The organism is Massilia cavernae (assembly GCF_003590855.1).
GTDB lineage: Bacteria > Pseudomonadota > Gammaproteobacteria > Burkholderiales > Burkholderiaceae_D > Telluria_A > Telluria_A cavernae.
The window spans coordinates 1-19,055 of the sequence record NZ_QYUP01000024.1; the positions used below are offsets into that span (position 1 = coordinate 1).

At 62.2% G+C, this 19,055-nt stretch carries 14 protein-coding genes and 1 pseudogene; 9 read left to right on the forward strand and 6 right to left on the reverse strand.

What is annotated here, in order from left to right:
* Nucleotides 1–334: 334 nt before the first annotated feature.
* Nucleotides 335–1,276 carry a fused MFS/spermidine synthase gene (locus tag D3872_RS02825; protein WP_182915656.1) on the forward strand — a complete coding sequence of 314 codons (942 nt, stop codon included), beginning with the start codon at nt 335–337 and terminating at the stop codon, nt 1,274–1,276.
* Between the two features lie 150 nt (nt 1,277–1,426).
* Here D3872_RS02825 and D3872_RS02830 read toward each other — a convergent pair whose 3' ends face one another.
* Complete coding sequence (locus D3872_RS02830; RefSeq protein ID WP_119809383.1) at nt 1,427–3,130, reverse strand: DUF8614 domain-containing protein; 1,704 nt, start codon at nt 3,128–3,130, stop codon at nt 1,427–1,429.
* 513 nt (nt 3,131–3,643) lie between these two features.
* Here D3872_RS02830 and D3872_RS02835 point away from each other — a divergent pair.
* Nucleotides 3,644–3,829: a hypothetical protein gene (locus tag D3872_RS02835; protein ID WP_119809384.1), complete on the forward strand. Its 186-nt coding sequence runs from the start codon at nt 3,644–3,646 to the stop codon at nt 3,827–3,829.
* A gap of 106 nt (nt 3,830–3,935) precedes the next feature.
* Here D3872_RS02835 and lpdA read toward each other — a convergent pair whose 3' ends face one another.
* The 3 genes from lpdA to aceE form a co-directional block, all read right to left on the reverse strand.
* Nucleotides 3,936–5,732: a dihydrolipoyl dehydrogenase gene (gene lpdA / locus D3872_RS02840; RefSeq protein ID WP_119809385.1), complete on the reverse strand. Its 1,797-nt coding sequence runs from the start codon at nt 5,730–5,732 to the stop codon at nt 3,936–3,938.
* A 13-nt stretch (nt 5,733–5,745) separates the two neighbouring features.
* Nucleotides 5,746–7,068, reverse strand: coding sequence for a dihydrolipoyllysine-residue acetyltransferase (aceF, locus tag D3872_RS02845; protein WP_119809386.1), 1,323 nt, complete (start codon nt 7,066–7,068; stop codon nt 5,746–5,748).
* Between the two features lie 122 nt (nt 7,069–7,190).
* On the reverse strand, nt 7,191–9,887 hold the full coding sequence (aceE, locus tag D3872_RS02850) for a pyruvate dehydrogenase (acetyl-transferring), homodimeric type (RefSeq protein ID WP_119809387.1): 2,697 nt from the start codon (nt 9,885–9,887) through the stop codon (nt 7,191–7,193).
* A 288-nt stretch (nt 9,888–10,175) separates the two neighbouring features.
* Between aceE and folD the strand changes: the two genes are divergently transcribed.
* From folD to D3872_RS02880, 6 genes and pseudogenes are all read left to right on the forward strand, one after another.
* Nucleotides 10,176–11,021 (forward strand): bifunctional methylenetetrahydrofolate dehydrogenase/methenyltetrahydrofolate cyclohydrolase FolD, encoded by an 846-nt coding sequence (gene folD, locus D3872_RS02855; RefSeq protein WP_119809388.1) that lies wholly within the window; start codon nt 10,176–10,178, stop codon nt 11,019–11,021.
* Nucleotides 11,022–11,067: 46 nt separating this feature from the next.
* Nucleotides 11,068–13,149 carry a M3 family metallopeptidase gene (locus D3872_RS02860; RefSeq protein ID WP_119809389.1) on the forward strand — a complete coding sequence of 694 codons (2,082 nt, stop codon included), beginning with the start codon at nt 11,068–11,070 and terminating at the stop codon, nt 13,147–13,149.
* A 23-nt stretch (nt 13,150–13,172) separates the two neighbouring features.
* The gene (locus D3872_RS02865; protein WP_229459127.1) at nt 13,173–13,835 is read left to right on the forward strand and encodes a glutaredoxin family protein; all 663 of its coding nucleotides are present in this window, start codon (nt 13,173–13,175) and stop codon (nt 13,833–13,835) included.
* Nucleotides 13,836–13,842: 7 nt separating this feature from the next.
* Entirely contained in the window at nt 13,843–14,268 is a 426-nt protein-coding gene (locus D3872_RS02870) for a DNA polymerase III subunit chi (protein ID WP_119809390.1), read from the forward strand.
* A gap of 320 nt (nt 14,269–14,588) precedes the next feature.
* Nucleotides 14,589–14,945: a DUF2486 family protein gene (locus tag D3872_RS02875; protein WP_119809391.1), complete on the forward strand. Its 357-nt coding sequence runs from the start codon at nt 14,589–14,591 to the stop codon at nt 14,943–14,945.
* A gap of 303 nt (nt 14,946–15,248) precedes the next feature.
* Nucleotides 15,249–16,404 (forward strand): annotated as a pseudogene (locus tag D3872_RS02880) (branched-chain amino acid ABC transporter substrate-binding protein).
* A gap of 99 nt (nt 16,405–16,503) precedes the next feature.
* Here D3872_RS02880 and D3872_RS02885 read toward each other — a convergent pair.
* Complete coding sequence (locus D3872_RS02885; RefSeq protein ID WP_119809392.1) at nt 16,504–16,812, reverse strand: c-type cytochrome; 309 nt, start codon at nt 16,810–16,812, stop codon at nt 16,504–16,506.
* Between the two features lie 190 nt (nt 16,813–17,002).
* Here D3872_RS02885 and D3872_RS02890 point away from each other — a divergent pair, with 190 nt between their 5' ends.
* Entirely contained in the window at nt 17,003–17,230 is a 228-nt protein-coding gene (locus D3872_RS02890; protein WP_119809393.1) for a TIGR04438 family Trp-rich protein, read from the forward strand.
* Nucleotides 17,231–17,318: 88 nt separating this feature from the next.
* Here the strand turns inward: D3872_RS02890 and ilvD are convergent, their stop codons facing one another.
* Nucleotides 17,319–19,004, reverse strand: coding sequence for a dihydroxy-acid dehydratase (ilvD, locus tag D3872_RS02895; protein ID WP_119809394.1), 1,686 nt, complete (start codon nt 19,002–19,004; stop codon nt 17,319–17,321).
* Nucleotides 19,005–19,055: the final 51 nt, after the last annotated feature.

Below are 19,055 nucleotides of genomic sequence, written 5' to 3' on the forward strand. Positions count from 1 at the left end.
GTGGCAAGGCGACAATGCCGACGATGACGCCGGCAATCACGTTGGAAAGGATGTTTCCCTTCCTGAACAGACCGGCGCGGTGCGCTTCCAGAATATTGATCATGGCATGCCTGCTATTTCACTGAATGGATTGTTTTTTACATTACCCCACGGGTGTCGTTTTCACGTCAAGGCGCTTCTCATTGCCTGGCAGCACTTTTCACGCAGACTTGACGTACATTTCGCACTCATTATATGCTGCAGGAATTGTCATTGCATTATAATCACATGGTAACCTATGCCTTACCGAAGATTGCGAACGTCGCGCCCCCCGCCTCTGTTTGAGCTGCGGGTCATGGCCAGCCTGGGGCGGCTGGCCGCGGACCAGTCGGTCGCATTGCCGCCGTCGCGACTCATGCCAAGGCTGCGCGATTACATCGAATCACTGCTTCTTGCCAATGAGCTGCCGCCCACACCGCATTACATCGCCATGCTGATAGACGATTTCTTGCGACTAGTCGCCCTGTCTCAGACTGGCAAACCCATCCTTTACAAAAAGCGCAATACGCTGTCGCTGATGTTCGACGTTCTGGCGCTGCAGAGCGAAATGCGTATCGATAGCCCCGATGAGCTGGTATTGGGCTACACGCAATCAATGATGGGATTCTTGCTCTTCAATCCCGAGCCGAAAAAAATCGGAATGATCGGATTGGGGGGCGGCTCGCTTGCCAAGTTCTGCTATCGCCATTTACCCAACGCTGCCATTGCTGTGGCCGAAATCGATCCGCATGTCATTGCGATACGAGATCAATTCCACATTCCCCCGGACGACGAGCGGTTCCAGGTGCATTGCATGGATGGCGCCGATTTCATACAACAAACTGAAAACCGGTTTGACGTGCTGATGATCGACGGCTTTGATAGAAACGGACAGCCGCCGCAACTGTGCAGCGAGCGCTTCTATGACGACTGCCACCAAGCCTTGACGCAGGACGGGATCGTGGTGGTCAATCTGCTCGGCGACGCGGTAGAGACACAGGTGCTTGTGGAGCGCATCGATCGTGCCTTCAATGGCGCTGCTGTTGTTATCGATGCGCTGGATGCGCTCAACAAGATCGTATTCGCCTGCAAGGGCAGCGCAATGGACCTGGCGGGACAGGTCTTAATGAGTCGAATCGGCAGATTGGAAGCACTGCATCCGATGATATTGCGCCTGACGGCACAAAGCATCTTGCTGCAACAGCGGATGAAAACCCTATGCGCGCCGCCTCCGGCGCAAGAGAATGAATCGGCTTGAAGGCATTGGCACGGACATCGTAGTACGTGTGGAATTCGGTTTATCTGGAGCGTGCCGTCGAAGCCGGAAGCTCCAGAACGGGCCGTTCCGGCCGCTGCGGAACTTGGTCAGCCCTTGGCGTACGATTTTCCCCGAGTTCCGTGGGCTCCGCTATTTTACTAAGCTTTTAGCAGTCGTGAACCGGGGCCTGATGTCGTTCGGTACCGTCTTCATCTTGTCCAGCGCCTTCTTCACGTCGGGACGGATGACGACGTACTTCGCCATCATCTCCTTCGCCCGTGCGTAGTCGCCGGTCGCTTCGATCGTCAGGAACTCGCGGTCAAGGTCGGCCACCGCCTGCTTGATCTTCTTGAAGTCGACCGAGAAGGTGCCGTCGCCATGCGATACGAACGCGCCCTTGTCCAGCAGGTAGTTGAACTGGATCGCCATGCCGCGCGCGTGCGAGTCGGTCAGCCCGAAGTGCAGCGTGCGGAACGCGGATGCGAGGAAGGTGTTGTGCAGCTTGCGCCCGGCCGCTTCGCCCTGCCCCAGCGTGTCCTTCAGCAGGCCCTTGTCCATCATGTACATCAGCGCCCACAGGCCCGTCACGTCGGCCTTGGCTTCCTCGATGGTCGAATAGGCTTCCTTCAGGTCCTGGCGCGGGGTCGAGTCCTTGCCGTCGATCTTGGTGGCGTGCGGCCCGAGCCCGTGCATGATTTCGTGCGCGAGGATGTGGGTGAAGAAGGAGTCGAAGTCGAGGTCCTTCTGCGCTTCCGGACACAGCACCAGCCTGGCGATCGGCGTCAGCGTCGACTTGAACTTCGCTTCCTGCACGTTCTTCAGCATCACGCGCTTCGAGCCGCGCTTGCTGATGATACGCTCGTCGTTCGGCAGGTTGTAGGCCGCCGTTTGCACGCCCATGTTGCCGTCGCCCGCGCCGTACACTTCGTTCACCACCACCATCGGCGCCATCGCGCCTACCTTCGGGTTGCGGTACTTCTTGTCCATCGGGAGGTTGTCTTCAAGCTCCTGCATGTACTTGCCGAAGAAGTTCAGCTTGTTGGTCTCCTTGTCGTCGCGGATGCTGACATACGCTTCAAACGCGGCCTTGTAGCCAAACAGTTCGTCGTTGTAGGTCTCGTAGGGTCCGATGGTGATGTCGACCGGCGAGTCGAGGTCCATCCATGCGAAGTCCGATTCGAGGTAGTCGTTCGACAGGAAGGCGTCGGCGCGCAGCGTCAGGAATTTTTTAAGCGATGCGTTATCGGTCGATGCGGCCGCCTCGCGCAGCAGCGCGCCCAGCTTCTCGAGCTCCGGGCGGTATTCGTCCGAATACTTCACGATCTTGTATTTGCCGTCCGCGCCGCTGCGGATGGTGGTGAAGAACCATTGCGCGTCCTGCTTGTCCTCGGGCGGCAGCGCGTTCATCCACGCTTCCAGCGACTCCTTGGTCGCGCCTTCGGGATAGAAGTTGGCGCCAGCCGGCTTGTGCGCGGGGACCTTGATGCCCTTGTACTCCGCCGGCATGAAGGACTGGTTGCCGTCCAGGTGCGACCACGGCCCTTTGTTCAGCCAGAAGTAGTCGAGGCGCGCCTTGCCCAGCGGCGTGGCATCCTTCTTCAACGCGTCCCATAGCGCTTCATTCTGCGACCAGCGCTGGCGCAGCTGCAGCACGTCGACGATCTTCGCCGCTTCGATCAGCTTGGCGATGGCGGCCCTGTCGCCGGCCGACAGGTGCGAAACGTCCGCGCGCAGTTCGACCGGTTCGAAGCGCTTGGCCAGCCTGGCCAGCTGCGCGGGCGTTCCCGCTTGCGCAGCCAGCGTGTTGACGTTCGCTTCCGCGGCATGCGCGCCGGCGCAGAAAGCTGCCGCCACGAGGAATGAGAGGAATCGGGTCTTCTTGACATCCTCCCCTTCGTGAACGAAAGGGGATTCCCACTGCTGGCGTCTGATGCCCCAGACGGAAGCCGGACTGAAAGTAGCCCAGCTTCTTATTCAATCCGCAGGATATCTCTCGACCTCGCCTAAAGCGACTGCGGATTGGAAAAAGCGGTACTAGTAAATCATGCACCAGCGCGTAATCGCATACTGAAGCACTTATGGAGTTTGACCGTGGACCAACACCAAAGTTCAAAACATTTTTCACCTGGACGGCTGCGGGCGCTACGCGCCCGGCTCCTTTCACTCCCTGCCCTGAAGTACACGGTTTCTCGGAGCAATTCTGATGAATGCCTTTTTAGTGGAGCCGTGAGGCGCCAATTGTAATCCCCTATGTGCGCCATCGCACCGAGTGTTGTGTACGATTAGTGCATCCTGACATCTTTACCGGAGGTGTTTTATGTATGCTAAAAACAAGGCGCAGGCACTGCGTCAGACGAGGGAGGCATCATGAGCAAGTCGGCACGATATGAATGGCGCGATAAGCAGGCATCGCTGCACGAACGCCTGAAAGGGTTCCTCCAGAACCCGGGCGATGAGCAAATGGAAACGCTGGTCGAGGAAATGCGGGCATATGCCGATGCCGCGCGCTCTGGCAGCATCGATATTCCAACCCGTTCGACGATTTATAACTAATAAAAGAGCATGCGCAGCATCCATGCTGCATTACACGCCTGTCAGAGGCGCGCCAAAAAACAACGGGGACCGATATCGGTCCCCGTTCTGTTTCCGGCTCCTGCTATCAGCGCTTGCGCGGCGGCGGCAGGTCGGTGCACACGCCTTCGTATGCTTCGGCCGCCATGCCGATCGACTCGCCCAAGGTCGGGTGCGGGTGGATCGTCTTGCCGATGTCGATGCCGTCGGCGCCCATCTCGATCGCCAGCGCGATCTCGCCGATCATGTCGCCCGCATGCGTGCCGACGATGCCGCCACCAACGATACGGTGGGTCTCGGCGTCGAACAGCAGCTTGGTGAAGCCTTCGTCGCGGCCATTCGCAACAGCACGTCCGCTGGCGCTCCACGGGAAGTGGCCCTTCTCCAGCTTGATGCCCTTGGCCTTGGCTTCGTCTTCGGTAATGCCTACCCATGCCACTTCCGGATCGGTGTACGCGACCGACGGGATCACCTTGACGTCGAAGAAGGCCTTCTCGCCGTGTGCCGCTTCCGCCGCCACATGCGCCTCATGGACCGCCTTGTGCGCGAGCATAGGCTGGCCTACCAGGTCGCCGATGGCGAAGATGTGCGGTACGTTGGTGCGCATCTGGCCGTCGACCGGAATGAAACCGCGGTCGGTCACGGTGACGCCGGCCTTGTCGGCGGCGACCTTGCCGCCGTTCGGGCTGCGGCCAACCGCCACCAGTACCATGTCGTAGACCTGCGGTTCAGGCGCGGTGGCGCCGGCTTCCGCCGCTTCGAAGGTGACCTTGATCCCTTCCGGCAGCGCTTCCACGCCGACGGTCTTGGTCTTGGTCATGATGTTATCGAAGCGCTTCTCGTTGAACTTCTGCCAGACGCGCACCATGTCGCGGTCGGCGCCCTGCATCAGGCCGTCCATCATCTCGACCACGTCGATGCGCGAGCCGAGGGTGGAGTAGACCGTAGCCATTTCCAGGCCGATGATGCCGCCGCCGATGACCAGCATGCGCTTGGGCACCTGGCGCAGTTCCAGCGCGCCGGTCGAATCGACGATGCGCGGATCCTTCGGCACGAACGGCAGGTTCACCACTGCCGAACCGGCCGCGATGATCGCCTTCTGGAACGCGACGACCTTCTTGCTGCCGTCCGCCGCGGTCACTTCGACGTGGTTCGGGCTGACGAACTGGCCGACGCCGGTTACCACGTTGACCTTGCGCGACTTGGCCATGAAATTCAGGCCGCCGGTCATCTTCTTGACTACGCCATCCTTGTAGGCGCGCAGTTCGTCGATGTTGATCTCCGGCGCGGCGAACGACACGCCGTGCTTGGCCATGCCCTTGGTCTCGTCGATGACGGCCGCAACGTGCAGCAGCGCCTTGGACGGGATGCAGCCCACGTTCAGGCACACGCCGCCCAGCGTTTCGTAACGCTCGATCAGCACCGTGTTCATGCCCAGGTCGGCCGCGCGGAATGCCGCCGAATAGCCGCCAGGACCTGCGCCCAGCACCATCATTTCGCATTCGATGTCGACCTTGCCGGTGTAGCTGCCGGCCGGGATGGCGGCAGCAGCCGGTGCGGCCGGGGCAGGTGCCACCGCCGCAGGGGCAGGAGCCACCTGGGCAGGCGCCGGGGCAGCAGCAGGCGCCGCTGCAGCGGGTGCGCCCGCCGATTCTTCCACCGTCAGCAGCAGCGAACCTTCGCCGATCTTGTCGCCCACCTTGACCTTGACTTCCTTGACCACGCCGGCGTGGGTGGAAGGAATCTCCATGCTGGCCTTGTCGGATTCGACCGTGACCAGCGACTGGTCGACCTTGATGGTGTCGCCAGCCTTGATCATGACCTCGATGACTTCCACTTCCTTGAAGTCGCCGATATTCGGAACCTTAACGTCGATAGTGCTCATTCGCCCGATCTCCTTAAAGCAGTGACTTGCGCAGGTCGGCCATGACTTCGGCCAGGTATGCGGTGAAGCGTGCGGCCATCGCGCCGTCGATCACGCGGTGGTCGTACGACAGCGACAGCGGCAGCATCAGGCGCGGCTGGAATGCCTTGCCGTCCCACACAGGCTTCATGGACGACTTGGACAGGCCAAGGATCGCCACTTCCGGTGCGTTGATGATCGGCGTGAACGCGGTGCCGCCAATGCCGCCCAGCGACGAGATGGTGAAGGTCGCGCCCTGCATGTTGGCCGGGCTCAGTTTGCCGTCGCGCGCCTGGCCCGACAGCTCGCCCATTTCGGTGGCGATCTGCGAGATCGACTTCTTGTCGGCATCCTTGATGACCGGGACCACCAGGCCGTTCGGCGTGTCGGCCGCGAAGCCGATGTTGTAGTACTGCTTGAGGATCAGGTTGGCGCCGGTGCCGTCGATCGATGCGTTGAACGCCGGGTACTTCTTCAGCGCCGCGACGCTGGCCTTGATGACGAATGCCAGCATGGTCAGCTTGACGGTCGACTTGGCCTTGGCCAGCGCCGCGTTCGAATCGACGCGGAACTGTTCGAGGTCGGTCACGTCGGATTCGTCGAACTGCGTCACGTGCGGGATCATCACCCAGTTGCGGTGCAGGTTCGGGCCGCTGATCTTCTTGATGCGCGACAGCGGCAGCAGTTCGGTCGGGCCGAACTTGGAGAAGTCCAGCGACGGCCATGGCAGCAGGTCGAGGCCGACGCCGGTGCCGCCCGCGGCAGGCTTGCCGGCAGCGGCGCCGCCAGCCATCACGCCCTTGACGAAGTTTTGCACGTCCTGCTGGGTGATGCGGGATTTCGGCCCGGTGCCAGGCACGCGGGTCAGGTCTACGCCCAGTTCGCGCGCGAACTTGCGGATCGACGGCGATGCATGGGCCTTGCCGTTCGATGCCGGTGCGGCTTCGGCAGGGGCAGGCGCGGCGGCTGGAGCTGGCGCCGCTGGTGCAGGTGCTGGCGCCGGTGCTGCCGGAGCCGCTGCGGCTGGCGCAGGTGCGGCCGCCGGTGCTGGTGCGGCTGCCGGTGCGGCGCCGCCGCCTTCGGCCGCTTCCACCATCAGGATCAGCGAACCTTCAGCGACCTTGTCGCCTACCTTGATTTTGATTTCCTTGACCACGCCAGCCTGGCTGGACGGGATCTCCATACTGGCCTTGTCGGATTCCACCGTGGCCAGCGACTGGTCGACCTTGATGGTGTCGCCCACCTTGACCAGCAGTTCGATCACTTCGACTTCCTTGAAGTCGCCGATGTCCGGGACTTTAACTTCCACTACGCTCATGTCGTTGCTCCGTTGTTTTTTGAGTTAGCCAACGTCGTTCCCGCGCACGCGGGAACCTATGCTGAGCAGGCCATGCACGCTCAGCATGGGCTCCCGCTTTCGCGAGAGCGACGTTAGTGGCGTTATTGAGTCACCGGATTCGGCTTGTTCGGATCGATGCCGTACTTCGCTACCGCGTCGGCGACGACCGATGCTTCGATCTTGCCTTCGTCCGCCAGCGACTTGAGGGCCGCGACGGTGACGTAGTAGCGGTTCACCTCGAAGAACTCGCGCAGCTTGACGCGGCTGTCCGAGCGGCCGAAGCCGTCCGTGCCCAGCACGCGGTAAGTGCGGTCCTTCGGAATGAAGGCGCGGATCTGCTCGGCGAACAGGCGCATGTAGTCGGTGGTGGCGATGATCGGGCCCGAGGTGTCCTTCATCAGCGAGGTCACGTAAGGCACGCGCTGTTCGGCGGTCGGGTTGACCAGGTTCCAGCGTTCCGCATCCTGGCCGTCACGGGCGATCAGGGTCAGCGAAGGAGCGGACCATACGTCGGCCGCGATGCCCCAGTCGTTCTGCAGCAGTTCGGCCGCGGCGATCGACTCGCGCAGGATGGTGCCCGAACCGATCAGCTGGACGCGCTGCTTGGCGTCGGCGGCGCCTTCCTGCAGCAGGTACATGCCCTTCAGGATGCCCTCTTCCGAACCGGCCTTCAGGCCCGGCTGCGGATAGTTTTCGTTCATGATGGTGATGTAGTAGTACACGTCTTCCTGGTTCGCCACCATGCGGCGCAGGCCGTCGTGCACGATCACCGCCAGTTCATGCCCGAAGGTCGGGTCGTACGGCATGCAGTTCGGGATGGTCGCCGCCATGATGTGGCTGTGGCCATCTTCGTGCTGCAGGCCTTCGCCGTTCAGCGTGGTGCGGCCCGCGGTTCCGCCCATCAGGAAGCCGCGTGCGCGCATGTCGCCTGCCGCCCAGGCCAGATCGCCGATGCGCTGCATGCCGAACATCGAGTAGAACGTGTAGAACGGGATCATCACGCGGTTGTTGGTCGAGTACGAGGTCGCCGCGGCGATCCACGAGCTCATGCCGCCCGCTTCGTTGATGCCTTCCTGGAGGATCTGGCCGGCCTTGTCTTCGCGGTAGTACATCACCTGGTCCTTGTCGACCGGCTCGTACAACTGACCCTGCTGGTTGAAGATGCCGATCTGGCGGAACAGGCCTTCCATGCCGAAGGTGCGCGATTCGTCGACCAGGATAGGCACGATGCGCTGTGCCAGGTGCTGGTCGCGCAGCAGCGCCGAGATGATGCGCACGAAGGCCTGCGTGGTCGAGATTTCGCGGCCTTCCGCGGTGGCGTCCAGCACGTTCTGGAATGCCGACAGTTCCGGCACCGGCAGCGCTTCTTCCGCTTTTTCGCGGCGCTGCGGCAGGTAGCCGCCGAGCGCCTTGCGGCGTTCGTGCAGGTACTGCATCTCAGGCGAATCCTCGGCCGGCTTGAAGAACGGGATGTCCTTCAGCTTGTCGTCCGGGATAGGGATGGCGAAGCGGTCGCGCATTTCGCGGATCGCCTCGTCGTCCAGCTTCTTGGTCTGGTGCGCGGTGTTGCGCGCCTCGCCCGACTTGCCCATGCCGAAACCCTTGACGGTCTTCACCAGCAGCACGGTCGGCGAACCCTTGTTGTCCTGCGCGTTCTTGAACGCGGCGTAGATCTTGTGCGGATCGTGGCCGCCGCGGGTCAGGCGCCAGATGTCGTCGTCGGTCATGTTGGCGACCATCTTCAGCAGGTCGGGATGCTTGCCGAAGAAGTTCTTGCGCACGTAGGCGCCGTCCTTGGCCTTGTAGTTCTGGTATTCGCCGTCGACGGTTTCCATCATCACGCGCTGCAGGATGCCGTCCTTGTCCTTGGCCAGCAGGGTGTCCCAGCCCGGGCCCCAGATGACCTTTACCACGTTCCAGCCGGCGCCGCGGAAGTCCGCTTCCAGTTCCTGGATGATCTTGCCGTTGCCGCGCACAGGACCGTCCAGGCGCTGCAGGTTGCAGTTGACGACCATGACCAGGTTGTCGAGGCGTTCGCGCGAGGCCATGCCGATCGCGCCCATCGATTCCGGCTCGTCCATCTCGCCGTCGCCGCAGAACACCCAGACCTTGCGGTTTTCGGTGTCGGCGATGCCGCGCGCATGCAGGTACTTCAGGAAACGCGCCTGGTAGATCGCCATCAGCGGGCCGAGGCCCATCGACACGGTCGGGAACTGCCAGAACTTCGGCATCAGTTTCGGGTGCGGGTACGAGGACAGGCCCTTGCCGTCGACTTCGCGGCGGAAGTTCAGCAGCTGGTCTTCGGTAATGCGGCCTTCGAGGTAGGCGCGGGCGTAGATGCCTGGCGAGGAGTGGCCCTGGATGTACAGCAGGTCGCCGCCGTGGCCTTCGCTCGGGGCCTTCCAGAAGTGGTTGAAGCCGATGCCGAGCATGTTGGCCAGCGAGGCGAACGACGAGATATGGCCACCGAGGTCGCCGTCGGCGCGGTTGGCCTTGACCACCATCGCCATCGCATTCCAGCGCATCCACGAGCGCAGGCGCTCTTCGAATTCGAGGTTGCCCGGGCAGTGTTCTTCGAGGTGGGTGGGAATGGTGTTGACGTAGGCGGTATTGCTGGAGAACGGGATAGTGGCGCCGCGGCGGCGCGCGAGGTCGACCAGGCGCTCCATCAGGTAGTGCGCGCGCTCCGGGCCTTCGTTTTCGATGACCGCCTCAAGCGCGTCGAGCCATTCCCTGGTTTCGAGCGTATCCGGATCGTTGGCGGCTTGTGCCGTCAACTGGTCGAGTTGAGCTGACATTAATGCGTCTCCTTTGTAAGTGCCCTACCCGATCCCGTGATCGCTGTCGGACGTTTTTGCGAAGTGTTTAAAAATACCATTAATTAGTGCGACGATTCTAACAGCACTTTTGGACTTTTTCAAATTACGAAAGCGCATTTCATATCGTGGAATCACACTTTGCAACAGCGATTATTCTTACCCAGGAAACAACATCCGGCGCTTTTGGCGGCTTCAGCGCGGCGGCTGGGAGGCGGGTTGGGGCTTCCCGACTTATAATCGCGGTTTTCCCCTGACCTATTTGCCATCATGCCTGCTCAACTGATCGACGGAATCGCCCTCTCCCAACAACTGCGCTCGGAAATCGCCCAGCGCGCCGCCAAACTGACTGCCCAGGGCAAGCAGCCCGGGCTGGCGGTGATCCTGGTGGGGGAAGATCCAGCCAGCCAGGTGTATGTACGCAACAAGGTCAAGGCCTGCGGCGACGTCGGCTTCCACTCGGTGCTGGAGAAATACGACGCCGACCTGACCGAAGCCGCCCTGCTCGACCGCATCGCCTCGCTGAACAATGACCCGGCCATCCACGGCATCCTGGTCCAGATGCCGCTGCCGAAGCACATCAACCCGCACAAGGTGATCGAAGCCATTTCGGCCACCAAGGACGTCGACGGTTACTCGGTGCTGTCGGCCGGCGAACTGATGACCGGCCTGACCGGCTTCCGCCCATGCACGCCGTACGGCTGCATGAAGCTGATCGAAAGCACCGGGGTCGACCTGCGCGGCAAGCACGCCGTCGTGATCGGCCGCTCCAACACTGTCGGCAAGCCGATGGCGCTGCTGCTCTTGCAAGCCAACGCCACCGTGACCATCTGCCATAGCGCGACCGCGGACCTGGGCTACCACACCCGCCAGGCCGACGTGGTGGTGGCCGCCGTCGGCCGCCGCAATACGCTGACCGCCGACATGGTCAAGCCTGGCGCCATCGTCATCGACGTCGGCATGAACCGCGACGACAACGGCAAGCTGTGCGGCGACGTCGATACCGCGGGCGTGCGCGAAGTGGCCTCGCACATCACGCCGGTGCCTGGCGGCGTGGGCCCGATGACCATCACCATGCTGCTGATGAATACGGTGGAAGCAGCGGAACGCACCTGACGAACGCAAGGCGGCAAGGCCGCGCACAACGAACTGGAAAACGACCATGACCACTACAGCAAATCCACTCCTCGATTTTTCCGGCCTGCCGCGCTTCGACCTGTTCAAGCCCGAACACGTCACCCCTGCGATCACCGAGCTGATCGACCACGCCAGCAAGGTGGTCGCCCAGCTCGAAGCGCCGCAGGACCACGTCACTTGGGAAAACTTCGTCGTGCCGCTGGAAGAAACGACCGAACGCCTGGGCCGCGCCTGGGGCATCGTGAACCACCTGAACAACGTGGCCGATACGCCGGAACTGCGCGCGACCTACAACGAAAACCTGCCGAAGATCACCGAGTTCTGGACCGCGCTGTCGCAGAACGAAGCGCTGTTCGCCAAGTACAAGGCGATCGCGGCCAGCCTGGACTTCGCTTCGCTGTCGCCGGCGCGCCAGAAGCTGGTAGGCAATGCGGTGCGCGACTTCCGCCTCGGCGGCGCCGAACTGCCGGACGATAAAAAGGAACGCTTCGCCGAGATCCAGGAAGAGCAGGCGGCCGTGTCGACCCGCTTCTCCGAGAACGTGCTGGATGCGACCAACGACTACAAGCTGCTGGTGAGCACGGAGCTCGACCTGTCCGGCGTGCCGGAAGACGTCAAGGCCGCCGCGCGCGCCGCCGCCGAAAAGGACGGCAAGACCGGCTTCCAGTTCACGCTGCACTTCCCGTCCTACTTCCCGCTGCTGCAGTTCGCCGACAACCGCCAGCTGCGCGAGACCATCTACCGCGCCAGCGCCACCAAGGCGTCGGAACAGGGCACCTTCTTCAGCGAGATGGAGAAGTGGGACAACAGCGAGAACATCTCGAAGCTGCTGCGCCTGCGTAACGAGGAAGCCCGCCTGCTCGACTACCGCAACTTCGCCGAAGTGTCGCTGGTGCCGAAGATGGCGCAAAGCCCCGAGCACGTGATCGAGTTCCTCGAAGACCTGGCCAAACGCGCGCGTCCATTCGCCGAAAAAGACCTGGAAGAACTGCGCGCCTTCGCCAAAGCGGAACTCGACATCGACACGCTCGAAGCCTGGGACGTCGCCTATGCGTCGGAAAAGCTGCGCGAGCGCCGCTACGCCTTCTCGGCGCAGGAAGTGAAGGAATACTTCCCCGAGCCGAAGGTCATCGACGGCCTGTTCCGCCTGGTGCAAAGCCTGTTCTCGGTAGAGATCAAGCCGGACGTGGCGCCTGTATGGCACCCGGACGTCCGCTTCTACCGCATCGAGCGCGATGGCGCGCTGGTAGGCCAGTTCTACTTCGACCTGTATGCACGCGCCGGCAAGGGCGGCGGCGCATGGATGGACGACGCGCGCGGCCGCAAGCTCGACAACTTCGGCATCATCCAGACCCCGGTGGCCTACCTGACCTGCAACTTCACGCCGCCGGCCGAAGTGGACGGCGTGATGCAGCCGTCGCTGTTCACGCACGACGAAGTGACCACCCTGTTCCACGAATTCGGCCACGGCCTGCACCACATGCTGACCGAAGTCGAAGAACTGGGCGTGGCCGGCATCTCGGGCGTCGAGTGGGATGCGGTGGAACTGCCGTCGCAGTTCATGGAAAACTTCTGCTGGGAGTGGGATGTATTGCAGCACATGACCGCCCACGTGCAAACCGGCGAACCGCTGCAGCGCGGGCTGTACGACAAGATGCTGGCCGCGAAAAACTTCCAGTCCGGGATGCAGACCCTGCGCCAGGTCGAGTTCTCGCTGGTCGACATGCACCTGCACTACGACTACGACCCGGCCAGCGCGCGCAGCGTGCAGGAACTGATCAACGACGTGCGCCAGAAGTTCTCGGTGATGATGCCGCCGGCGTTCAACCGCTTCCAGCATTCGTTCGGCCATATCTTCTCAGGAGGGTATGCGGCCGGGTACTATAGCTACAAGTGGGCTGAAGTCTTGTCCGCGGACGCTTACGCCGCCTTCGAGGAAGCGGTGGAAGCTGGCGGAGGCAAGCTGTCGGAAGAAACCGGCAAGCGCTTCCAGCAAGAGATCCTGGCGACCGGCGGATCGCGTCCGGCGCTGGAATCGTTCAAGGCCTTCCGCGGCCGCGAACCGAACATCGACGCCCTGTTGAGGCATAGCGGCATGCAGTCCTGACAAGGGCCATGCCGGGAGAACTTATGGAACTGGCTACGATACTGCGCGCTGCGCCGATGCTCCTGCTGCTTTGTGCAGCGGGCGCGAACGCGCAACAGATGTACAAATGGGTGGACTCGAAAGGCGTGACGCATTACAGCGACACGCCCGCGCCCGATGGCAAGAAGGCCGAGGTCAAGGCCCTGACGCCCGGCGCGGAGCTGGTGCCGCTGCCGTATGCGCTGGTCAGCGCGTCGCGGGCGGCGCCGGTGACGCTGTACACCGCGGTCGACTGCAAGGGCTGCGACGACGGCCGCAAGATGCTGCAAACGCGCGGCATCCCGTATGCGGAGAAAACCGTCTCCACCTACGAGGACCAGGTCAAGCTGAAGGAAGCGGGCAGCGAAGGCCGGCTGCCGATGCTTGTGGTCGGGCGCACAAAGCTGGTCGGCTTCGAGCCGTCGGCATGGAACGGGGCGCTGGACGCCGCCGCCTACCCGGCCAAGAACATCCTTCCCGCACGCTACCGCAACGCAGCGCCGGTAGCCGCGGCGCCGATGGCGCCGGCGGCCGCGCCAGCACCCAACGCGGCCGAACGCGAAGCACGCGACCTGGTGCGCGTGGCCGAAGCCGACGCCGCCGCGGCGCGCTGGAAGGCAGAACGCGACAAGAAGAAAAACGACACGCCGCCCGGCTTCCAATTCTGAAGCGCACATGACCCGCATCGACTTCCATACCAATATCCCCGACAAGCTCACCTACGCCTGCCGGCTGGCGCGCAAGGCCTACGCCGCGCGCGGCAAGCTGGTGCTGCTGGCCGAAGACGCCGCCCAGGCAGCGGCGCTGGACGAGGCGCTGTGGAACCTGTCGGAGACCGACTTCCTGCCGCACGTGATGGCCGGCGACGCGCTTGCTTCCGTCACGCCGATCATCGTCACCGATGACGAGCAGGCGGAGCTGCCGCATGCCGACATGCTGGTGAACCTGACGCGGCGGGTTCCGGCGCATGTCGACCGCTTCCAGCGCGTGTTCGAGATCATCTCGACCGACGAGGAAGACGCGGCCGAGGGGCGCAAGCGTTACGTCGCATACAAGAAGCAATCCTATCCACTGACTCATTTCGTCGCAGGCCAGACTTGACATCCTCCCCTTCGTGAACGAAAGGGGATTCCCACTGCTGGCGTCTGATGTCCCAGACGGAAGCTGGACTGAAAGAGCCCAGCTTCTTATTCAATCCGCAGGATATCTCTCGACCTCGCCTAAAGCGACTGCGGATTGGAGAAAGCGGTACTAGTAAATCATGCCCCAGCGCGTAATCGCATACTGAAGCACTTATGGAGTTTGACCGTGGACCAACACCAAAGTTCAAAACTTTTTTTCACTTGGACGGCTGCAGGCGCTTCGCGCCCGGCTCCTTTCACTCCCTGCCCTGAAGTACAGGGTTTCTCGGAGCAATTCTGATGAATTCCAACCCGGCGTTCGATGCAAGCATTCCGGTCTTGACCGAGGTGTTCCAGGAGAAGGCGGAGGCGCCGGCACCGGCGCCACCGGCTGCGTCCGAGCCTGCGCTTGCGAGCCTGGGCGAGCAGGACTGGGAGCTGGTGGAGCGGCGTCTGCATGAAAGGGTCCTGCACCAGTTGCAGAGCCGGGTCGACTTCGTGCTGGAGCAGCGGCTGAAGGACAGCATGGAGGAAGTGCTGCGGCATGCGGTGTCCGGGCTGACCGAGGAGATCAGGCACGGGCTGCAGGACACCATCGAGAAGATCGTCGTGCGGGCCGTGGCGCAGGAGATCGCGCATCTCAAGGCCCTCAAGTAGGCTCCCCCGGCGTACATATGTGCGTAACCCGCGGAGGCGCGCATTCGCGCTTGTCCGCCCTACATCAACGCCACATCAACTCTTCTACCCACCCCGCCCTACCGCGGTGCATGCCACTTGCATCTGCTTACAACTTCCGCACCATGACCGTCCACCATCGCACCGCGCGGACGTTTACGGTGGTGCAGCCAATAAAAAATCGAATTTCGTCTTTGCTAAGCAATTAATTTGTTGTACCTTTTGCCTACGCAAAATTTCAAGAGGCGTCACGAGCGCCTGGTTTCTACCTATTGGAGGAAGTATATGCAGTTCACGACGAAACTTATCCCACTTGCCATCGCGATCGCCTTCGCCGGTTCTGCCGGCGCGCAGGAAGTCGTGCGCATCGGCCACGTCGGTCCTATCTCGGGCGCCAGCGCGCACTTGGGCAAGGACAACGAGAACGGCGCCAAGATGGCAATCGAGGAACTGAACGCCAAGGGCTTCAACCCTGGGCGGGCAAGAAGTCAGACTCGAACTGCTGACCGGGAAGACGCGACGGCGCCGATCGAAGCAGGCACCGCGGTCGCGCAGAAACTGGTCGAGCGCAAGGTGACAAAGGGCGTGATCGAGTCCACCTGAACTGGGGAACCACGCGTTCCTGCCTGAAGATATACAGACGACGTCCGGCATCTCGCAGCAGATCTCTCCATCGGCCACCACCCCGCAGTACACCAAGCAAGGCTTCAAGAGCGCGTTCCGCGTGGTCGCCAACGACAACAAGCTGGGCGGCACGCTGGGCAGCTATGCGGTAGACACCCTGAAGGCGAAGAACATCGCCGTCATCGACGACCGTTCGGCCTACGGCCAGGGCGTGGCTGACGAATTCGTCAAGGGCGCGAAGAAGAAGTTCCCCGGCGTGAAAATCGTCGGCAAGGAGTTCACCAACCCGAACGCCACCGACTTCACCGCCATCCTCACCTCGATCAAGGCCAAGAAGCCTGACCTGATCTTCTTCGGCGGCATGGACGCCGTCGGCGGCCCGATGCTCAAGCAGATGAAGGCGCTGGGCATCCAGGCGCGCTTCATGGGCGGCGACGGCATCTGCACCGAAGCGCTGTCGCGCCTCGCGGGCGATGGCCTCGGCGAAGGCAACGTCACCTGCGCGGAAGCTGGCGGCGTCAAGGGTCCGCAAGAGAAGGTCATGGCCGACTTCCAGGCGCGCTACAAGAAGAAGTACAACGCCGACGTTCAGCTGTACGCACCGTACGTGTACGACGCGGTGATGGTGATGGCCACCGCGATGAAGAACGCCAACTCGGCCGATCCGGTGAAGTACCTGCCTGAACTGAAGAAGATCAAGTACCAGGGCGTGACCGGCATGATCCAGTTCGACCCGAAAGGCGACATCAAGGACGGCGCGCTGACCCTGTTCACCTACAAGGGCGGCAAGAAGACCAAGATGGACGTGATCCAGTAATCGCTTATCCCGCCGGGGCATCTCGCGATGCCCCGGCGGCTAAATCGACGGACGAAAAAAAACGCGCTTGATGCGCGTTTTTTTGTTGAGCCGTGGCGCTTATTTCTGCGCCAGGATCCACTTGACCAGGGTCTTGGCTTCGGCTTCGCTCACTTGCGGGTTGGCCGGCATCGGGACCGCGCCCCATGCACCGGAACCGCCCTTGACGACCTTCGTGACCATCTTCGCTTCCGCGTCTTTCTGGCCGGCGTATTTGGCGGCCACGTCCTTGAAAGCAGGGCCTACCAGCTTGTTTGCGACGGCGTGGCAAGCCATGCAGTTTTTTGCCTTCGCCAGATCGGGGCTTGCCATCGCGCTAGAAGAGGCCAGCGCCGACAACGCTACAACTACCAATAGGGACCGTTTCATTCAATTCTCCAAGGTAACTTAAGCACTACGAAAGCATTTTACCGCGTATCGAAAAAAAAAGTTTCGCGGCCTTACAATCCCTAACGATTGGAGGCGATGCAAGGTTGACGGTGTGTTGCGCCAGAGTAACGCGATATTTCCCAAGGGCGCCGGAATGTTTGTAAGATGCGGGATCGAAAAGGAGTTCCTCATGCCGTTAATCATTCTCATTGTCGCCCTCATAGGCCTGCGCTACTTCGAAGTGTGGCGTTTTGGCGAGATGTCGTGGTGGTACATCATCGGGCTGATGGTGTTCGCCTTCATCTGGTTCGAGTTCATCGAAAAGATGCTCGGCCTGGACAAGAAAAAAGAGCACAACGTCGACGCCCAGCGCCGCAAGGACCGCGTCAAGCAAAGCTTCGACAAGACCCGCAAGTAATCTTTCTTGAAATCGGGGACAGACCCCAAAATCGGGGACAGACCCCGGGATTGGGGTCTGTCCCCGATTTTGGGGTCTGTCCCCGAAGTTAGCCGGTGACCGCGCCTTTGCTGGCTGTGGAGGTCAGCGCGGCGAACTTGGCGAGCACGCCTCGGGTGTAGCGCGGCGCGGGCTGCTTCCAGGCGGCGCGGCGGCGCGCGATTTCTTCGTCGGGCACGTTCAGCTGGATCAGCAGCCGGTGCGCGTCGATCGTCACCGAGTCGCCTTCCTCCACCAGCGCGATGGTGCCGCCTTCGTAGGCTTCGGGCGCTACGTGCCCGACCACCATCCCCCACGTCCCACCCGAAAAACGCCCGTCGGTGATCAAGCCGACCGAGTCGCCCATGCCCTTGCCGATCAGCGCCGACGTCGGCGCCAGCATCTCGGGCATCCCCGGCCCGCCCTTCGGCCCGAGGTAGCGCATCACCAGCACGTCGCCCGGCTTGATCCGGTCGTCCAAGATCGCTTCCATCGCCGCATATTCGTCGTCGAACACGCGCGCCGGGCCGGTGATCGCCGGGTTCTTCAGGCCCGTGATCTTGGCCACGCAACCTTCCGGCGACAGGTTCCCTTTCAGGATCGCCAGGTGGCCTTCCTTGTAGAGCGCCTTGTCGATCGTGCGGATCACGTCCTGGCCGGCACGCGGCACGGACGGCACGTCCGTCAGTTCCTCGGCCAGCGTGCGGCCGGTGATCGTGATGCAGTCGCCGTGCAGCAGGCCCGCGTCCAGCAGCAGCTTGAGCACTTGCGGAATGCCGCCCGCCTTGTGCAGGTCCGTCGCGACGTACTGGCCCGACGGCTTCAGGTTGCAGATGACCGGCACCTTGCGCCGTATCCGCTCAAAGTCGTCGATGGTCCAATCCACTTCCGCCGCGTGCGCGATGGCCAGGTAGTGCAGCACCGCGTTGCTCGATCCGCCGGTCGCCATGATCAGCGCCACCGCGTTTTCGATCGATTTGCGCGTGATGATGTCGCGCGGCTTGAGGTCGCGCTTGACCGCTTCCACCAGCACCCGCGCCGACTCCGCCGCCGAACCGACCTTTTCGTCATCGGGATTGGCCATCGTCGACGAATACAGCAGCGACATGCCGAGCGCCTCGAACGAGGACGACATCGTGTTCGCGGTATACATGCCGCCACACGAACCGGACGACGGGCAGGCGTTCTTCTCGATGCCGATGAAGTCTTCCTTCGCCATGCGCCCCGCCGTAAATTCGCCCACCGCTTCGAACGCGGATACGATGGTCAGGTCCTTGCCCTTCCAGTGCCCCGGCTTGATGGTGCCGCCGTAGACGTAGATCGCCGGCACATTGGTGCGCGCCATCGCGATCATCCCGCCCGGCATATTCTTGTCGCAGCCGCCGATGGCCAGCACGCCGTCCATCCACTGCCCATTCACCGCGGTCTCGATGCAGTCGGCGATTACTTCGCGCGAGATCAGCGAGTACTTCATGCCTTCGGTCCCCATCGACATGCCGTCCGAGATGGTCGGCGTGCCGAACACCTGTGGATTCGCGCCCGCCTCGCGCACCGCCGAGATGGCGACGTCGGCCAGCTTCTGCAGCCCTGAGTTACAGGGCGTGATGGTCGAGTGGGCGTTGGCGATGCCGATCATCGGCTTGTCGAAGTCCTCTTCCCGGTAGCCCAGCGCGTAGTACATCGAGCGGTTCGGGCTGCGGGCGACGCCTTCCGTGACGTTGCGGGAGCGACGGTTGTAGCGGGGCTGGTCTGCCATGGCGTACTCCTGTTATCCGATCCCGCCAGAATGCGCCACCCTGCATGCCAA

Excerpts from the sequence above, each read along its gene's own strand:
- D3872_RS02890 (WP_119809393.1), top strand. The coding sequence starts at position 17,003 with ATGCCGTTAATCATTCTCATTGTCGCCCTCATAGGCCTGCGCTACTTC.
- D3872_RS02825 (WP_182915656.1), top strand. The coding sequence starts at position 335 with ATGGCCAGCCTGGGGCGGCTGGCCGCGGACCAGTCGGTCGCATTGCCG.
- lpdA (WP_119809385.1), bottom strand. The coding sequence starts at position 5,732 with ATGAGCACTATCGACGTTAAGGTTCCGAATATCGGCGACTTCAAGGAA.
- ilvD (WP_119809394.1), bottom strand. The coding sequence starts at position 19,004 with ATGGCAGACCAGCCCCGCTACAACCGTCGCTCCCGCAACGTCACGGAA.
- D3872_RS02875 (WP_119809391.1), top strand. The coding sequence starts at position 14,589 with ATGAATTCCAACCCGGCGTTCGATGCAAGCATTCCGGTCTTGACCGAG.
- D3872_RS02835 (WP_119809384.1), top strand. The coding sequence starts at position 3,644 with ATGAGCAAGTCGGCACGATATGAATGGCGCGATAAGCAGGCATCGCTG.
- D3872_RS02885 (WP_119809392.1), bottom strand. The coding sequence starts at position 16,812 with ATGAAACGGTCCCTATTGGTAGTTGTAGCGTTGTCGGCGCTGGCCTCT.
- D3872_RS02865 (WP_229459127.1), top strand. The coding sequence starts at position 13,173 with ATGGAACTGGCTACGATACTGCGCGCTGCGCCGATGCTCCTGCTGCTT.
- folD (WP_119809388.1), top strand. The coding sequence starts at position 10,176 with ATGCCTGCTCAACTGATCGACGGAATCGCCCTCTCCCAACAACTGCGC.
- D3872_RS02860 (WP_119809389.1), top strand. The coding sequence starts at position 11,068 with ATGACCACTACAGCAAATCCACTCCTCGATTTTTCCGGCCTGCCGCGC.
- aceF (WP_119809386.1), bottom strand. The coding sequence starts at position 7,068 with ATGAGCGTAGTGGAAGTTAAAGTCCCGGACATCGGCGACTTCAAGGAA.
- D3872_RS02870 (WP_119809390.1), top strand. The coding sequence starts at position 13,843 with ATGACCCGCATCGACTTCCATACCAATATCCCCGACAAGCTCACCTAC.
- aceE (WP_119809387.1), bottom strand. The coding sequence starts at position 9,887 with ATGTCAGCTCAACTCGACCAGTTGACGGCACAAGCCGCCAACGATCCG.